The 15,250-nt window shown below is 36.2% G+C and carries 16 protein-coding genes; 6 read left to right on the top strand and 10 right to left on the bottom strand.

Annotation, left to right across the window (positions count from 1 at the left end; translation table 11 throughout):
• Positions 1 to 54: 54 nt before the first annotated feature.
• Entirely contained in the window at positions 55 to 333 is a 279-nt protein-coding gene (locus tag BS34_RS0105575) for a hypothetical protein (protein ID WP_029407550.1), read from the top strand.
• 140 nt (positions 334 to 473) lie between these two features.
• Here BS34_RS0105575 and BS34_RS0105570 read toward each other — a convergent pair whose 3' ends face one another.
• On the bottom strand, positions 474 to 923 hold the full coding sequence (locus BS34_RS0105570; RefSeq protein ID WP_029407549.1) for a hypothetical protein: 450 nt from the start codon (positions 921 to 923) through the stop codon (positions 474 to 476).
• Between the two features lie 421 nt (positions 924 to 1,344).
• Between BS34_RS0105570 and BS34_RS0105565 the strand changes: the two genes are divergently transcribed.
• The 4 genes from BS34_RS0105565 (at position 1,345) to BS34_RS0105550 (ending at position 6,400) form a co-directional block, all read left to right on the top strand.
• Positions 1,345 to 2,847 carry an RNA polymerase factor sigma-54 gene (locus tag BS34_RS0105565; RefSeq protein ID WP_029407548.1) on the top strand — a complete coding sequence of 501 codons (1,503 nt, stop codon included), beginning with the start codon at positions 1,345 to 1,347 and terminating at the stop codon, positions 2,845 to 2,847.
• Between the two features lie 226 nt (positions 2,848 to 3,073).
• On the top strand, positions 3,074 to 4,003 hold the full coding sequence (locus BS34_RS0105560; protein WP_029407547.1) for a cupin domain-containing protein: 930 nt from the start codon (positions 3,074 to 3,076) through the stop codon (positions 4,001 to 4,003).
• Between the two features lie 88 nt (positions 4,004 to 4,091).
• The gene (locus BS34_RS0105555) at positions 4,092 to 4,799 is read left to right on the top strand and encodes a response regulator transcription factor (protein ID WP_029407546.1); all 708 of its coding nucleotides are present in this window, start codon (positions 4,092 to 4,094) and stop codon (positions 4,797 to 4,799) included.
• A gap of 53 nt (positions 4,800 to 4,852) precedes the next feature.
• Positions 4,853 to 6,400 (top strand): ATP-binding protein, encoded by a 1,548-nt coding sequence (locus tag BS34_RS0105550; protein WP_029407545.1) that lies wholly within the window; start codon positions 4,853 to 4,855, stop codon positions 6,398 to 6,400.
• A gap of 270 nt (positions 6,401 to 6,670) precedes the next feature.
• On the opposite strand, the gene BS34_RS0105545 is transcribed toward BS34_RS0105550, so the two are convergent.
• Positions 6,671 to 7,870, bottom strand: a complete 1,200-nt coding sequence (locus BS34_RS0105545; protein ID WP_029407544.1) for an SPOR domain-containing protein — start codon at positions 7,868 to 7,870, stop codon at positions 6,671 to 6,673.
• Positions 7,871 to 7,965: 95 nt separating this feature from the next.
• Here BS34_RS0105545 and BS34_RS13150 point away from each other — a divergent pair, with 95 nt between their 5' ends.
• Complete coding sequence (locus BS34_RS13150) at positions 7,966 to 8,094, top strand: hypothetical protein (RefSeq protein WP_255327151.1); 129 nt, start codon at positions 7,966 to 7,968, stop codon at positions 8,092 to 8,094.
• A 31-nt stretch (positions 8,095 to 8,125) separates the two neighbouring features.
• Here the strand turns inward: BS34_RS13150 and BS34_RS12235 are convergent, their stop codons facing one another.
• The 8 genes from BS34_RS12235 to BS34_RS0105500 form a co-directional block, all read right to left on the bottom strand.
• On the bottom strand, positions 8,126 to 8,452 hold the full coding sequence (locus tag BS34_RS12235; protein WP_158660980.1) for a YchJ family protein: 327 nt from the start codon (positions 8,450 to 8,452) through the stop codon (positions 8,126 to 8,128).
• A gap of 88 nt (positions 8,453 to 8,540) precedes the next feature.
• A complete protein-coding gene (locus tag BS34_RS0105530) occupies positions 8,541 to 9,917 on the bottom strand; it encodes an MATE family efflux transporter (RefSeq protein ID WP_029407542.1) in 1,377 nt (458 codons plus the stop codon).
• Between the two features lie 28 nt (positions 9,918 to 9,945).
• The gene (locus BS34_RS0105525; protein ID WP_158660979.1) at positions 9,946 to 10,272 is read right to left on the bottom strand and encodes a hypothetical protein; all 327 of its coding nucleotides are present in this window, start codon (positions 10,270 to 10,272) and stop codon (positions 9,946 to 9,948) included.
• 232 nt (positions 10,273 to 10,504) lie between these two features.
• Complete coding sequence (locus tag BS34_RS0105520; RefSeq protein WP_029407540.1) at positions 10,505 to 11,113, bottom strand: NUDIX domain-containing protein; 609 nt, start codon at positions 11,111 to 11,113, stop codon at positions 10,505 to 10,507.
• Positions 11,114 to 11,116: 3 nt separating this feature from the next.
• Positions 11,117 to 12,199, bottom strand: coding sequence for an alanine racemase (gene alr, locus BS34_RS0105515; RefSeq protein ID WP_029407539.1), 1,083 nt, complete (start codon positions 12,197 to 12,199; stop codon positions 11,117 to 11,119).
• A gap of 36 nt (positions 12,200 to 12,235) precedes the next feature.
• Entirely contained in the window at positions 12,236 to 13,684 is a 1,449-nt protein-coding gene (dnaB, locus tag BS34_RS0105510) for a replicative DNA helicase (RefSeq protein ID WP_029407538.1), read from the bottom strand.
• A 198-nt stretch (positions 13,685 to 13,882) separates the two neighbouring features.
• Positions 13,883 to 14,335, bottom strand: a complete 453-nt coding sequence (gene rplI / locus BS34_RS0105505) for a 50S ribosomal protein L9 (protein WP_029407537.1) — start codon at positions 14,333 to 14,335, stop codon at positions 13,883 to 13,885.
• Between the two features lie 11 nt (positions 14,336 to 14,346).
• Positions 14,347 to 15,243 (bottom strand): DUF2232 domain-containing protein, encoded by an 897-nt coding sequence (locus BS34_RS0105500; protein WP_029407536.1) that lies wholly within the window; start codon positions 15,241 to 15,243, stop codon positions 14,347 to 14,349.
• Positions 15,244 to 15,250: the final 7 nt, after the last annotated feature.

Genomic DNA, 15,250 nt, shown 5'->3' with positions numbered 1-15,250 from the left:
AAAAATATTACTAAGCCCCGATTATATTTTCTACATTAAATAGGATTTAAGATTATGAAGCCGCTAAATGAATTCAAGCCAGGAGTTTATGAAGTTACCCAGGGTCAATATCAAGGTGCTGCACTTTTTTTAGTTGAGGTTTCTGAACCTGAAGAAAGTGAGTTTATTTATATGACTGCTTTTAACCCCGAATCTGAAGAAAGCCATGAAATTTATTCAGAGGAATGGACAGCTATGGTCATTGAAGATGGTTTAAGTCGAAAAGAAGATATTCCAGATGAGATTAAGGATATGTATTTAAAAGGTGGTTTTTCATTGATTGATGGGCTTTAAGTTGTGTATACGCCCTTTTAATTTATTTTAAAAAGATAAAAGAAAAAAACCGAGTAAAAGACTATTGTTTTTACTCGGTTTTTTCATTTACTTTTGCATGTTACGTTTGCTAGGTTTGGATTTATAGCTAATTTATAAACCTAGTTAATACCAACATGGTCAGACAATAAAATTAAAATGGGTACGATTGAGACTAATGCCAGTAAGATTGCAACCCAGGCTTTATCTTCTTTGTTCTTAAGTCCGATTGCTCCGGCCACAATCGCAATTGGTGCCGCTACCCAAGCAATTGGAGGAAATACAAAGCTAAATAAAATAGCGACTACACCGGCAACCATACCTAACGTTGCTGAATCACCTGGTGTATAGGTTTTAGTGTTACGCATGTCATCAGGTTGTGTGCTAGCTGATTTTAAACGACCCATAATCGCATTTACATCTGATTCACTTAAATTATCTTGCACAACTTCTAAGTCAGTCATTCCAAGTGTAATTTTCTTATTTAAGTAAAGTTCTTTCACTAAATCATCCCAGCTAGCATTTTCATCAAGCTGGTCAATAATGGCGTTAGCGTCTTTTTTTATTGACATTTTGTATCCTCTAAACTGATTAATAAACCTTGAATCTCTTATTAATTCAGGCTTTTTCTTAAAAAAACTGAGTAGTTTTAAGCAACGATTTATGGCTATGAGCGAATTTCATGCCGTAAATGTAGTTTTAGCTTACGTTTTATAATTATTTTGATTATTATATCTATTATATGAGACCTTTGCACGAGAGTATGTACGAGTAAAAATGGTTCTAGGTGCCCCTTGAGGGTAAAAATCCACCTGATTTTTGTTGAACCCCAAGGGCACTTCCGTTGGGCGACAACTTTAGAATAGCTAGCTATTCCCTGTGTTTTCCGCCGCAATCAGGAAAATTTTACCTCATTTTTCTTTCGCACCTATCTCGAGCAAATGTCTCAATATTTGTTTTTACTATTCTAATTTTTGAGGAGCTTTCTTCAGTATGGCACTAATGCCCGGCTTACAAATTAACATGGGTCAGCAGTTAAAACTGACCCCTCAATTACAGCAGTCGATCAAAATATTGCAGTACTCTGCTCTTGAAGTTCAACAGACAATTGATGCGACTCTTGAGACAAACTTCATGCTGGAGATTGGTGAAGAGTTTGACCAGGAAAACGAAGAAACTGAAGAATTAGAAAACCCTCAAGATACTTCTAAAGAAGATAAAACAGAGAAGAAAGATGAGGTTGAAGCTCCTCTGGATATTAATGAATCCAACAATATCAAAGATGATTTAGAAGTTGATTATGATTGGGAAGAAGTTTATACCGACCATACACCCTCTTCTAATCAATCCAATGAAGAATATACTAGCGCAGAAACCTATACCGCCTCTGAAGAATCATTGCATGACCACCTTTACTGGCAGTCTGATATTTACCCTTGGGATGATAATGAATCGGTTATTGCTTCTTACATAATTGATGATATTAATGATGAAGGTTACTTATCTAATTCATTAGAAGATATCAATAAATCTATTTCAGATAATGAACCGAGTATCATCACTTCACAAGCAGAAGTCGAAGCTGTTTTAACGGTTATACAACAATTTGAACCCACAGGTGTCGGTGCTCGAACGGTGCAAGAAAGTCTTTTACTTCAGCTAGCCAATCAGCCTAAAACGCCTTATGTTATGACGGCGATTCAACTTATTACAGAGAATTTTGATTGGTTATCTTTTCATGATTCAAAAAGGATTAAAAAGCTTTACGGTTTAGATGATGAGCAGCTTTCTCATTTAATTAAGCTGATTCAAACTTTAAATCCACGTCCTGGTCGTGATTTCTCAAGCACTCAATCTGAAGTCATTGTTCCTGATTTAAGACTAAAAAGAGCGAAAAATGGGTGGTTGGTTGAATTAAATAGCAACGCCTTCCCTAGACTTTCTATAAATAGTGCTTACATTGATTTGGCAGGTAGTATTAAAAACAATGACCAGTCTAAGCAGATTAAAGAACAGTTAATTGAGGCTAAGGGCTTGATAAAAAGCATTCATAGTCGTGGTGAAACGCTATTAAGAGTTGGTAAATTTATTGTTGAAAAACAAGAACGCTTTTTTGAAGAAGGCGAGCATGCTATGCAGCCGCTTGTTTTAAGAGAAGTTGCTGACCATTTAGAGTTACATGAATCAACTATTTCTCGTGCGACCAATCAAAAATATATTCAAACCCCTCGGGGAACATTTGAGCTGAAGTATTTCTTTTCTACAGGGGTTAGCCAATATGGTAGTGCGGATCAATCTGCTATTTCGATTAAAGCCCATATCAAAGAGTTAATTGATGGTGAAGACCCTAAAAAACCCCTAAGTGATAGCAAGTTAATGAGCTTACTCGAAGAAAAAGAGATTGTTGTTGCTCGAAGAACGATTGCCAAGTACCGTGAAGCTCTAAAAATCCCTTCTTCTAGCGAACGTAAAAAGTTAAATAAATTTAAGTTTTAGAACTTAAAGAGCGCTTTATACGAGTATACATCTCATACAAAACTCCCTTTGAACATTACGTTTTGTTTATAACCACTATAAACCTTTTAAAATAGTGGTTTTTTACTTCCTTCCCACAGTATAGAATTCTATATATTCTCACCATTTGATAGCTCAGATAATTAGTATTTTCACAATGGTGCTTTTATAATATTAATATATTAATTTAATGATGTTGAATAAAACTATGAATAGACTAAATATTGAACAAATTCAAGAAGCCGCGCAACAGCAATGGGAACACCAGGCTGAAGTAAAAGAGTATATGTCTGCTGTTAACCCTCCTATGCCTAAAATCGATGTTATTGATTACCCTAGTGAATTACACCAAGGTGGTGAGACTCGAATTGTTCCATTTGATTTATCTAAACAATTAGAAACCGATTATCCCGCTACCTCTCCAAACTTAATGGCTAATTACATTAAGATTTCAACTGGAGATACCATTAAAACCGATGCGTCAGTGACGTCACAAATGTTTTACATCATTCGCGGATCAGGTCGTACCCAAATGAAACACGGTACCATTGAATGGAAAACTGGAGATTTATTTACTTTACCAGGTGTGCCAGATGCCCTTCATACCGCTTCCGAAGACACGGCTATTTATTGGGTAAATGATGCTCCATTATTGCATTATTTAGGTGTTAAGCCTTCTAGTGAGCGTTTTCAACCTGTTCTTTACACTAAAGAACGTTTATGTAAAGAGCTTGACGATATTAGAAAAGTAGCTGAAGGTAGAAATAGAACGGGGTTTTTATTATCCAATCCACACTTCCCGCAAACAATGACATTAACCCATACATTATGGGCGCTTTATAATGTTTTACCTGCTGGCGTTGTACAAAAAGCACACCGTCATAATTCAATTGCTTTAGATTTTTGTGTTAGTGCTGGGCCAGAAACGTATACAATGATTGGTAAAGACGTTGATGAAAATGGTGAAATTATTAACCCTATTAAGGCAATGTGGACACCAGGCTCAGCATTTGTAACGCCTCCTGGTTGGTGGCACTCACATCATAATGATTCTGGTGAGGATGCCATTGTTCTACCTATTCAGGATGCTGGAATTATTATGAATATGCAGGTTTTAGACTTTCAATACATTCGATAAGGTCGAAGACAAGATATGATACTGTTCGAGTTTTAAGTGCTTAAAATTACAAACAGATGTCTTTGATATATTAAATTAGGAATACATGATGCAATACACCGATTATAAAATTGCCGTTATAGAAGATGATGAACGCCAACTAAACAGCTTAGTTGAAGCGCTTAAACAGCAAGGTTTTACAATCACTCCTTTTACTAATCGAGAAGATGCAGAAGCGTCTTTTGCAGAATCCTTGCCTGATTTAGTTATTTCAGACATTATCTTAGGTTCTGAGGTTGATGGAGGGTTTGATTTAGCTAAGCATCTATTAAATTATAATCAACCTATCCCTATTATATTTTTATCTGAAAGACAGTCTGAATTTGATATTTACACGGGTCATGCTTTAGGTGCGATTGATTACTTGCCTAAACCGATTAGTCTTAATGTATTAATAGTGAAGGTTAAAAACTTACTTCGCATTACCGGAGCTCCAAAATCCAATAATGCAAATGATGAAAAATCAAAAATAGTAAATCTTGAACTTGCTCCTGAGCAGTTTAAAGCCTATTGGCATGACAAACCTTTGGATTTAACCGCTACAGAATTTGAAATGCTGAAGCAGTTTGCTATGGCGGGTGAAAGTAGTGTTATCTCTTATGATGCACTTCAGTCCTCTACACAAGGCGTTGTTGAGAGAAACACCATTAATACTCACATTTGCCGAATTCGAAATGCATTCAAAAAAATCACACCTGAATTTAATTTAATTCACAATGAATATGGACGTGGTTATAGTTGGCAAGATAAGTCTTAATGTTGCGATTAAGTTTATACGGCTAGGTTCATATTTTAGGACATTACAATTAGATGCTTATCTCCCATCATGGCTTACGATTATCCATAAGAACTCGTTTCTTTATCTTATTGTTATTGTTGACAATACTCCCCTTTCTAGCTTATCGTTTTGCCATAGATTTACATCGTATCATGTTGAATAATCAAGCGATTGTTCAAGAACAAACGGTAGAAAACCTAGCTCTTATTTTAGAAAATAGAACCGATCTTTGGGCGCTTCAGATACAATCAGGAATGCCTACCCGTTTAAGTCATTTAAATTTAACGAATTCAGTTTTATGGGTTGTGAATGAAAACCGCCAAACCACTTATGTAGTGGGACAACTTCCCGATCATGAACCAACTAAGTCTGTTGATCTATTCACTTCATCAGGTAAGATATTGATTAAAACGTTAGCCACTTTCTTGCCCTACTCTTTACCCTATCCATATCCTCAAAGTGCGACTCCTGAACATAAGCTAATCACAACGGCTTTAGCAGGCAAAACCGTTCAACAATATCGAATGGATGATAACCAGCAGCCAATTTCATTGATGTCATCTACCCCATTGATTATTAAAGGGAGAATTATAGGAGCAATTGTTTTAGAACAAAGAATGGAAACACTTTTTAGTCACAACCTAAACTATTTTTATAGACTAATTGGTATTGGTGCCTTTATTTTCTTGATTGTCATTATTGGTGCCTTGATACATACGGCCTCTTTATCAAATAGAATCATACGCTTAGACAATGATGTGAAACGTACTTTTAGTAGTCAAGGTCGTATTACAGAGTTAACTTTTCCAGATAAACGGACTTTGGTTTATAACGACGAGCTTTCAGACCTTAGACATCATATTCACGAAATGCTTAAGCAGTTAAGTGCTTATGAACGTTATCTAAAGCAACTACCTAAAACATTGCGTCACGAAATTCATAATCCGTTAAATCGTCTTTCTATGGCCTTATCATTATTAGAACAAGGGAGTGATAACCCTCAATTAGGGTATGCTCAACATGCATTAGCTCAATTAAAACAGATTATTAGCTCTCTTTCAGAGGCAACGAGTATTGAAGACAGTCTACAAAGTCAAGAGCCTGAAAATTTTCCGATAGGCGTAATGCTAAATCACTATCTGCAAAACACTCAAACCTTGCACACAAATTGGCATTTAGACTACCAATGCAGTATTCCAGATAGTGTTCAATTGTGCGGTGATGGTTTTATGATTGAACAGTTAATGGATAAGCTACTGAGTAATGCCGCGGATTTTTCTGACAATAAAATCCCCATTACTGTTCATTGCAAACTATTAGGTGATAATATCCAAATTTCAGTAATGAACTCAGGTGAATTTTTGCCTGAAGGGTATGAAAATCAAGTGTTTGATGGCATGACTTCAATGAGAACGCTGAACCAAGCTGAAGAGACACACTTAGGTTTGGGATTGTATATAGTAAAACTCATTGCAGACTTTCATAACGGTAATGTTTATGCTGAAAACATTGAAACCTATCTTAATAAGCCATTTAAAGGGGTACGGTTTGTTGTGAATCTACCCGTTAACCGAAGCTAATTCTACTAACCAATGTCATTTTAGTTATCGATTAGTTTTTACCCTTATTTCTCAAATTCATCACATAACCTTACAAGCTTAAAAACGATTTATTGTTGTAATGCTGAGCTGTAATTGCTATGTTTCTTAATGCTTATTTATTTGTGCAAGGCAATACAGCCAAAGTGAAAAGCTTATTAATGAAGTGACTGAGTGTGATTACTAGGCCAAGAGAACTTTGGCCTAACTCTGAATTACCCTAATTCCTAACTAACTCTATCGAATTAAGTTTTACTGGATGCGTGATGATAAATCGCGTACTTTACGAATCCAGGGAGTAATTCCTGTATTGGTTTTAATTTCTTTTGCCAAAGCATTAGCTTTCGCTCTGTCTGCAAAAGAACCAGAGACTAAAACATAGTTAGTTAGATTATTGCGCGTTTGCGGTAATACTTTAGTGTCTTTTAGTTGGTTTTTACTCACTATCTTTTTAAGAGAATCAGCATCTGGCATACTTGCTAACTGTAAAATATAGTGCATTTTAGGCTGTTGTAATAACCAATTAACATCTTTTGAAGTACTAACTACTGGAGCTTTGGGTGCTTTAGGAGCCGCTGGACTCGTTGTGCTCTTAACAAGTTTGATTAAAGGTTCGTCAATAACAGGAGTATTAACTGTTTTAACCGTAGGGGTTTCTATTTGTGCACTTTTTTCAGTAGGCTTTAATTTTGACGAGTTTATCATTGGAACGGCATTTATTGAATCGCCGTTATTTTTTAAATGCTCAAGTATAATCTCTAATTTTTTATCAATCTTGGATTCAAGCTGTTGAGTGTAAACCTTTAATTTTTGATCTAAAACGGCTTCTGTTACGATATTTTGACTTGTGCTGCTTTGGGTCTCTAAAGCCATAGTCGCAGCTGAATCTTCAATATCTTTTGAAGTTGTTGAGGAGGTTGAATCAGAAGCTATAGACACTTTAGTTGAGTTAAGGCCTTTCATTGCAGTCTGTAATTGAGATACCTTTATTTCTAACGCAACGACTTTATTTTCTAATTGGGTAAATAGTTCAGACTTTCCACCCGATGCGACCACTTCACTTAGGTTTTTCATATCACTTTCAAGTGTTTGAATTTTAGCCATACTCTCTTCTTTGGCTGCAAGTACTTCTTGAAGTTCTTTATGAATACTGGTGTAGGCAATATAAATAACACCCAAAATAGTCAAAAATAAAGACAGCATAATAACTACGCCGATAATGGATGACTTGTTATTTGAATTAGGGCTAGAAAGAAGCTGGTTACTATAATTCGCTTTAGGTTTACGTTCTGGTTTTTCTGGCATAACATCCTCTGCGGCATTTAACCAATCATTTAATGAGGGGGAATTTTCTTTTGAAGGGGCTTTTTGAGAAATCTTGCTAGCTTTAGATTCGATTTCTTCAAGAATTTTGGCTCTTTCTGATTCTAGTTCTGAAATAGTAAGCGACATAATATTTAAATGATTTACCTAAGCTGTAATTAAAATTATTGTAAAATGCTTTGATTAAAAAAGATACTGAAACATGACTAAGGAGTTAGATAAATATGCCTAATATGGAAAGTGTAGGTTCTGCGCTGTTAATTACATTGGGATTACTTGGTGTAAGTATTATTGTCGTGAGTTTAGCCATGTGGTTTTTATATAAGTTTTTTAAAAACAAAGAGGGAGAATGATAACTGAAGTAAATTCTTATTCTTCTGGTGATCATTCATTTTTTATTTCACCATCCACATACTGCCAGTTACCATCTTGATTACGTTTAAAAAAGCTCTTTTCATGCAAACAGCCCTGATCAGCTCCAATTTGGTAGTAAGCAATAAACGTAACCCAGCCTTGTTGATCTTTTTTACGCCCTTGTTTTTTGCCATTAATAACCAACTTAGTCCAATGTAAACCTGGCGTAAATTCAATGTTACCAGGCCTGGTAGCTTTGTCCCAGGTATTAATTAAGTAATCTGTTAGGTGCAATTCAAAAGCACAAAAACGAGATCGCATAAGCTGTTCGGCAGTATTGGGTGTTGTCTCATTCAAATGAAAAGGCAGACAGCAATCACAATACCTTTTTTGACTGCCGCACAAACATGAATCTGCGGGGTCTAGTGTTTGTTTTGTAATTAGATTACTTAAAGTGAACATAATAAATTTGTCTTAATCGTAGGCTAAGCAAAATAGCCGCTAAAATTAACCCTAAAACAATCCCAAGCCAAAAGCCTTGAACTCCCATAGGCTCTACAATCCAATTGGTATACGTAAAGATATAACCCAGCCCTAAACCAATTCCCCAATAGCTGATTAAAGTAACCCACATAGTAATCTTTGTATCATGAAAGCCTCTTAAAGCCCCAGCAGCACATACTTGAACGGCATCAAAAACCTGATACATTGCCGCAAAAATCAATAAAATTGAGGCAATCACTAAAACTTGTTGATCAAAGGTATAAATTTCAATAATTTGAACTCTTAAGATAAAACTGATTGAGGCTAAAACAGATCCAATAAAAATTGCCCATACGAAACCTGTAAAAAGGGTTATATGAACTTTATTGCGATTAGCTTCACCAAAGCCATAGCCTACTCTTACTGTTAACGCCATGGCCAAACTAAGCGGTACCATAAATGTCAAGGAGGTAAAGTTGAGTGCTATTTGATGAGCCGCTAAAATCATTGTTCCTAAGGGGGCTATAAATACCGCGATAAAACTAAAAAGACTCACTTCAAAGAGCAAAGCTAAAGAGTTTGGTATACCAAGAGCTAAAATAGGTTTAATACCTTCCTGCCAGTTGATTTTCCAGGTTTGTAATTTAAGAATTTTGTAATCTTTTAAGTACGGTTTATATTCTGAATTTTTTAATACATACACCATACCAATAAAAAACATCGCCCACATAACCAGTGTGCTTGCAACACCACATCCGGCAGCACCCATAGCATCTACCGGCCCTAATCCATAAATAAAAACGGCATTGAGCGGTATATTTAGCAGTAAAGCTAAAAAACTAATCCACATGGTCGGTAACGTTTTACCTAGTCCCTCCCAAAAGAATCTTAACGCTTGGTAAAGTGCAACACCTGGCATACCAAAGGCGATGTAAAAAAGATAATCTTGGGTTAATTGATAAACTTGAGCGTTTAAAGAGAGTAAATTTAATAACCAGTCCAGGTTCATGAGTATCACTAGAGAAGTGATTCCTAAAGGTAAGGCTAGCCATAACCCTTGAAACAAATACAATGGGATAGCTTTTGTATTATTTTGACCTTTTGCCTTTGAAATAATTGGGGTAATTGCTAATAAAACACCGGTAGCAAACATAAAGACTGGAAGCATAATACTTGTGCCTAGCCCAATAGCCGCTAAATCATTAGTCCCCACTCTTCCTGACATAATGGTGTCAACCACACCTAAACCGGTTAACGCAAGTTGCGCTAATAATATTGGAAAAGCCAATCTAATTAACAGGTTAGATTCTTCTTTAAAAGAAAACCAAGTCATTTTCATAAATTGACCAAAACCTTAAAATTTAGCATTATTTTGAATCATCATTATTAGAATGGTTGCTGGATTGAGTAGGTTTAGAATCCAATTGCTTTTCATCACTAATTAAAGACTCTTCACTCTGATTCCAATACTCTTTACCGTGCTGATTTTCTAGTTCGTTAATATCTTCTTCAAGATAATTACTATTTTCATCTTCAGAATCAATATGAATAATAGCGCTTGGCATAGTGAAGATTATAATGAGTTTTAGAGCCCAGAAAACGGTGGCATAAACTACCACGGCCAAAGCTAAGATAAGCGGTAATCCAAACACTAAATCCACAATTAAAGCCTGGCCAGCAAATAATTTTTGCATAAGGCTTTTTTCTATAAACGTAAAATATAACCAGCCAATAACTGACATTAAACTCAGTAAAATCACAACCTGATTTATTTTAGGGTGAAGTTTGGTGTTTCTAAAAAGACAAAGCATATGATTCTCTTAAAGTTTGAATGTTAGGGTTAAATATTGAGGCTAAATATTAAGGTTAAGTCGGAAAGATTCTTTTACAAATTTTTCTAGAAATTGACGATATTAACGCTATTAATTATTCAACCAGGCCTGGTAGTTTTTGATAAAACAACCATTGAAGTGCAACGTAAGTGCTGACAACATTAAACTGCCCTGTCGTCAATTGTTGTTTAGCATCTTTAAACGATAACTTAACAATACGAATATCTTCGTCCTCACTGGCTAGTCCAGCGTGGCTATGTGTGTCTGAACTATCAATATCGCTAGCAAATAAATATAACACTTCATCACAGCCACCAGGACTAGGGTAAAACTGGCTAATGTATTCAAGATTAGAAACCATTATTCCGGTTTCTTCTTGGCACTCTCTAATACAGGCCTGTTCTTTGGTTTCACCAGAGTCAATCATGCCGGCAACCGGTTCAAGTAACCAGGCCTGGTCAATATCATTATTTTTTAAGGCTTTTTCAACCGCTCCAGCTCGGCATTGTTCTACTAAAACAACTTGTTCTAAGCTTAAATCATAAAGCAGTACAACAACGGCTTCCCCGCGTTTAAATACTTCTCGCTTAACAATTGGACTCGAACCACCCTGATAAAGACTGTGACTAAATTCTAATAAATTGACTTGAAAAAAACCCTTAAAAAGCATTCGGTTAGAATCAAGTAATAAAGTTTTATCCATTATCTATTTCACCTCTATCATAGGCACACGTTTGGTAATACCGCACAAAATTTCATAACTGATCGTTGAAGCGTGATGAGCAATTTCATCAATGGATAACGCTTTCCCCCAAAGTACCGCACAATCCCCTATTTGAGGCTGAATTTTCATATCGGTTAAGTCTACGGTTATCATATCCATAGACACTCTACCGACTAAAAAGACGCGTTCGCCATTGATTAAGACAGGAGTGCCTGTTTGAGCATGTCTTGGATAGCCATCACCATACCCAATCGCCACCACCCCAATGATGCTTTTACGCTGTGCAATCCAAGTATTACCATAGCCAACGGATTCACCTTTTGAAATAGTTTTGATAGAGATGATTTCAGATTCAAGTTGCATGACCGCTTCTGCTTGCTTTTCTAAGCCAGGAATAGAGCCACCACCGTACAAAGTAATGCCAGGACGCACCCAATCTAAATGACTTTGAGGATAACAGAGAATACCGGCAGAATTGGCTAAACTTTTACCATAGTTAAATTCTGAACAACATTCATTAAAGGTAGTAATTTGCTGATGGGTAAACGCTTTAGCTTCTTCAGAGACCTCGTCTGCTGAAGCAAAGTGTGACATAATTTGGATACAAAACTCATTTGGTGAGACATTAAGCTTGGTTATCACTGAGGTTAATTCAGAAGGTTCAAAACCTAAACGATGCATTCCTGTATCAACTTTAATCCATACATTTAATTGGCTTGAAATTGCATTGTTTAAAAGCCAGTTTAATTGGTGATGAGAGTGAATAACAATATCTAAACGGTTTTGAATAATTTCTGGAATTTCAGTTTCTGAAAAAAAGCCTTCTAATAATAGAATTCTATGTAAAAAACCTTTTTGGCGGAGCATTATCGCTTCGTCTATAGACGCTACGCCAAAAGCATCTGCAGTACTTAATTGATGAGCAACACGCTCCATTCCATGACCATAACCATTTGCTTTAATTACGGCTATAACTTTACTGTTAGGTGCTGCTGTTTGCACTCGTTTTAAGTTGTTTTTTAGGGCCGATAAAAACAAATAGGCTTTTGCAGGACGATAGGTCATAAAGTAACCAATTTAATTATGAATTTAATTATGAAGTTAATAATGCTCATCAGGCACATCAAATGCCGCGTGGTTTTCAAAACGGGTATATTGACCAATAAAGGTTAATGCAACCGTACCTAAAGAACCATTACGGTGTTTACCTAAAATAATTTCAGCCATTCCTTTGTCTTCAGTATCGGGGTTATAGACTTCATCACGGTAGATAAAAATAATTAAATCGGCATCCTGTTCAATCGCCCCGGATTCACGTAAATCAGACATAACAGGACGTTTATTTGGGCGTTGCTCTAAGCTACGGTTAAGCTGAGATAAAGCAATAACAGGAATGTTTAGTTCTTTAGCAAGAGCTTTTAAACCACGAGAGATTTCAGAAATCTCATTTACTCTATTTTCTGAATTCGCTGAGCCACGCATTAACTGAAGGTAATCGACCACGATTAATCCCAGGCCGGTAACAACTTTTTCTGGATCTTCAACCCCCGCTTCAATGGCTTCTTTACGCTGTAAATCACGTACATCTTTATCAATACGGCGAGCTCGAGCGCGTAATTCTGTAATCATTAACGCAGGTGTATCATCAATATAAACCTTTGCTTGAGAAAGAACGTTAATCGCTTTGTTTAACTTAGGCCAGTCATCTTGAGCTAATTTACCTGTTCGCATGCGCCCGGCATCAATCCGGCCAATAGAACTTATCATTCTCATGGCTAGAGATTCACCAGGCATCTCCATACTAAACACGGCAACGGGTGTATTGTTTTTGGTTGCTATATTCTCCGCCATATTCATTGAGAAAGTGGTTTTACCCATAGAAGGTCGTCCAGCAACAATAATTAAATCGCCCTTTTGTAAACCTGCCGTCAGTTCATCAAACTTAGTTAAATGGGTCTCTTGGCCGGTGATAGAGCCTTCTGAATTAAAGAGTTCGTCAATTTTGTTGATTGCCGATTCTAAAAGAACATCCATTGATTTATAAAGGCGTTCCTTACCCTCACCATGTTCTGCAATTCCCATTATTTTAGCTTCGGCAATATCTAAAACATCACGAATATCTTTTCCTTGAGGAAAATAAGCGGTTTCAGCAACTTCATTGCTTGCTTGAATTAATTTTCTAAGAATGGATTTGTCACGAACTAATTGAGAGTAATAGAGAATATTAGCTGAGCCGGGTGTATTTTTAACCAATTCAGCTAAATAACTTTTATCCCCAGCGGTATCTAGTAAGCCAACATTACTTAAGTAAGCAACCACAGAGATTAAATCAAAAGGTTTGTTATTACGGCTAAGTTCAAAAATAGCTTCAAAAATGACCTGGTGCTGTTTGGTATAAAAATCCCCATCATTCACAATCACAACAACATCATCCAGCACATCATTAGATAGCATCAAACCGCCAAGAACAGATTGTTCTGCTTCTATTGAGTGAGGTGGAACTTTAAAGAGTTCATCGACATTATTCGTTGAAGAGTTATTTTTGGCCATAGAAAGTCATTTAATCTAAATTTGTTTTGAAAGAAACTATTATAACTTCTGTTTAAGATTACAAAAGATAATCACTAATTTTTTATGAATGTGAAATGGATACAGAGAGAAGTCTTATCCAGAAGAATTTAAGACAATAAAAAAGCGGAGGTACTCACTACAAGTACACTCCGCTTTAAAGCAGATAAAGCGAAAAAATTACTCTTCAGTCGCTTTAACTTCTACTGTAATTGAAGCAACTACATCAGTGTGTAATTGAACATCAATTTCATAAGTACCTACATGACGTAGAGCACCTTCAGGCATACGAACGTCACGACGTTCCATATCAAATCCTGAAGCCTTAAGAGCATCTGAGATGTCTTGAGTACCAACAGAACCAAATAATTTACCTTCTTCACCAGCAACAGACTCGATAGTTACGACTTGACCGTTTAGGTTTTCGTAAACACCTTGTGCAACTGCTAATTCAGCCGCTGCAGCTAATTCTAGCTCAGCGCGGATTTTTTCAAACTCAGCAACATTTTCTTTAGTTGCTGCTTTTGCTTTACCTTGAGGAATCAAAAAGTTACGAGCATAACCAGATTTAACTGAAACTTGATCACCTAAAGATCCTAGATTTTGTACTTTTTCAAGCAGAATAACATTCATAGCTTAAACCTCTATAGTTCTTCATTTTCCCATCGGCTTCTAAAGTCGACCCAAGTGTCTACTAAACCGATGGTTGCTAAAACCAACATCGCTTGTGGGAATAAGAATAACAATATATACAACCCAACTAACCAAGCTTTTTTAAGCTTTTTTGTTGAAACGGTGTGATGTGCAATGGCAATGCCTTGAAACATCAAACCGGCAATGATTATGCCAGATAAATCATAAACCAGACCCGCTTCAGTACCACTAATTAAGCCAAGTATCGCTAATATAATCGCTGTATAAGCAGTCGATTTTGGTAACGACATTTGGTAAAAATCAGTTTTAAACTGGCCTGGATTATAAAGCTCACTTTGCCACCATCTTGCTATGATTAGAATGGAAAACCACAAAATAATCATAAAGACAGAAATTAACATAGTCACCATTTGGGCTAATTCTGGTAACAGAGTAGCATCAAATGGAATCTGTGAAGCCTCTAGAACTGGTGAGATATATTGATTAAACAATGATATCCACCAGTCTACTGGATTAGGTGTTGCTATATGAAACAAGACAACACTTATACCAGTAATAACCATCGCTAGTTGGAGTGATAGAGCTAATGAATTTGTTTGTCTTAAGACAATAGACATTAACCAAATTGGTAGCATATATTCAATAATCGCGATGATTGCAGGATAATAATTACCCGAAATCATTACGGTTAAAGCGATATTACTCACCACACCCCAAACCAGGGTTTTAAAACCTTCCGTTACAGAAATTCTTAATGTAACCAAGGCAATAATTGCACCAACCAGTATTCCGAATGGTGCTAAGAAAACACTTAAAGCTGAAAATAAAACGACGGCAATAATAGACTGCATTTGGCCTTTCATTGCATAGTTGGCTATTCCTAGCATGCTTTCT

The sequence above is a fragment of the Thiomicrorhabdus sp. Milos-T2 genome (genome assembly GCF_000702325.1).
Taxonomy (GTDB): domain Bacteria; phylum Pseudomonadota; class Gammaproteobacteria; order Thiomicrospirales; family Thiomicrospiraceae; genus Thiomicrorhabdus.
The sequence above is the reverse complement of the archived record's forward strand: the minus strand, read 5'-3'. Positions and strand labels throughout refer to the sequence as shown.

Excerpts from the sequence above, each read along its gene's own strand:
- BS34_RS0105565 (WP_029407548.1), top strand. The coding sequence starts at position 1,345 with ATGGCACTAATGCCCGGCTTACAAATTAACATGGGTCAGCAGTTAAAA.
- rplI (WP_029407537.1), bottom strand. The coding sequence starts at position 14,335 with ATGAATGTTATTCTGCTTGAAAAAGTACAAAATCTAGGATCTTTAGGT.
- BS34_RS0105550 (WP_029407545.1), top strand. The coding sequence starts at position 4,853 with ATGCTTATCTCCCATCATGGCTTACGATTATCCATAAGAACTCGTTTC.
- BS34_RS13150 (WP_255327151.1), top strand. The coding sequence starts at position 7,966 with ATGCCTAATATGGAAAGTGTAGGTTCTGCGCTGTTAATTACATTGGGA.
- BS34_RS0105500 (WP_029407536.1), bottom strand. The coding sequence starts at position 15,243 with ATGCTAGGAATAGCCAACTATGCAATGAAAGGCCAAATGCAGTCTATT.
- BS34_RS0105545 (WP_029407544.1), bottom strand. The coding sequence starts at position 7,870 with ATGTCGCTTACTATTTCAGAACTAGAATCAGAAAGAGCCAAAATTCTT.
- BS34_RS0105555 (WP_029407546.1), top strand. The coding sequence starts at position 4,092 with ATGCAATACACCGATTATAAAATTGCCGTTATAGAAGATGATGAACGC.
- BS34_RS0105525 (WP_158660979.1), bottom strand. The coding sequence starts at position 10,272 with ATGCAAAAATTATTTGCTGGCCAGGCTTTAATTGTGGATTTAGTGTTT.
- dnaB (WP_029407538.1), bottom strand. The coding sequence starts at position 13,684 with ATGGCCAAAAATAACTCTTCAACGAATAATGTCGATGAACTCTTTAAA.
- BS34_RS0105570 (WP_029407549.1), bottom strand. The coding sequence starts at position 923 with ATGTCAATAAAAAAAGACGCTAACGCCATTATTGACCAGCTTGATGAA.
- BS34_RS0105575 (WP_029407550.1), top strand. The coding sequence starts at position 55 with ATGAAGCCGCTAAATGAATTCAAGCCAGGAGTTTATGAAGTTACCCAG.
- BS34_RS0105530 (WP_029407542.1), bottom strand. The coding sequence starts at position 9,917 with ATGAAAATGACTTGGTTTTCTTTTAAAGAAGAATCTAACCTGTTAATT.
- BS34_RS0105520 (WP_029407540.1), bottom strand. The coding sequence starts at position 11,113 with ATGGATAAAACTTTATTACTTGATTCTAACCGAATGCTTTTTAAGGGT.
- BS34_RS0105560 (WP_029407547.1), top strand. The coding sequence starts at position 3,074 with ATGAATAGACTAAATATTGAACAAATTCAAGAAGCCGCGCAACAGCAA.
- alr (WP_029407539.1), bottom strand. The coding sequence starts at position 12,199 with ATGACCTATCGTCCTGCAAAAGCCTATTTGTTTTTATCGGCCCTAAAA.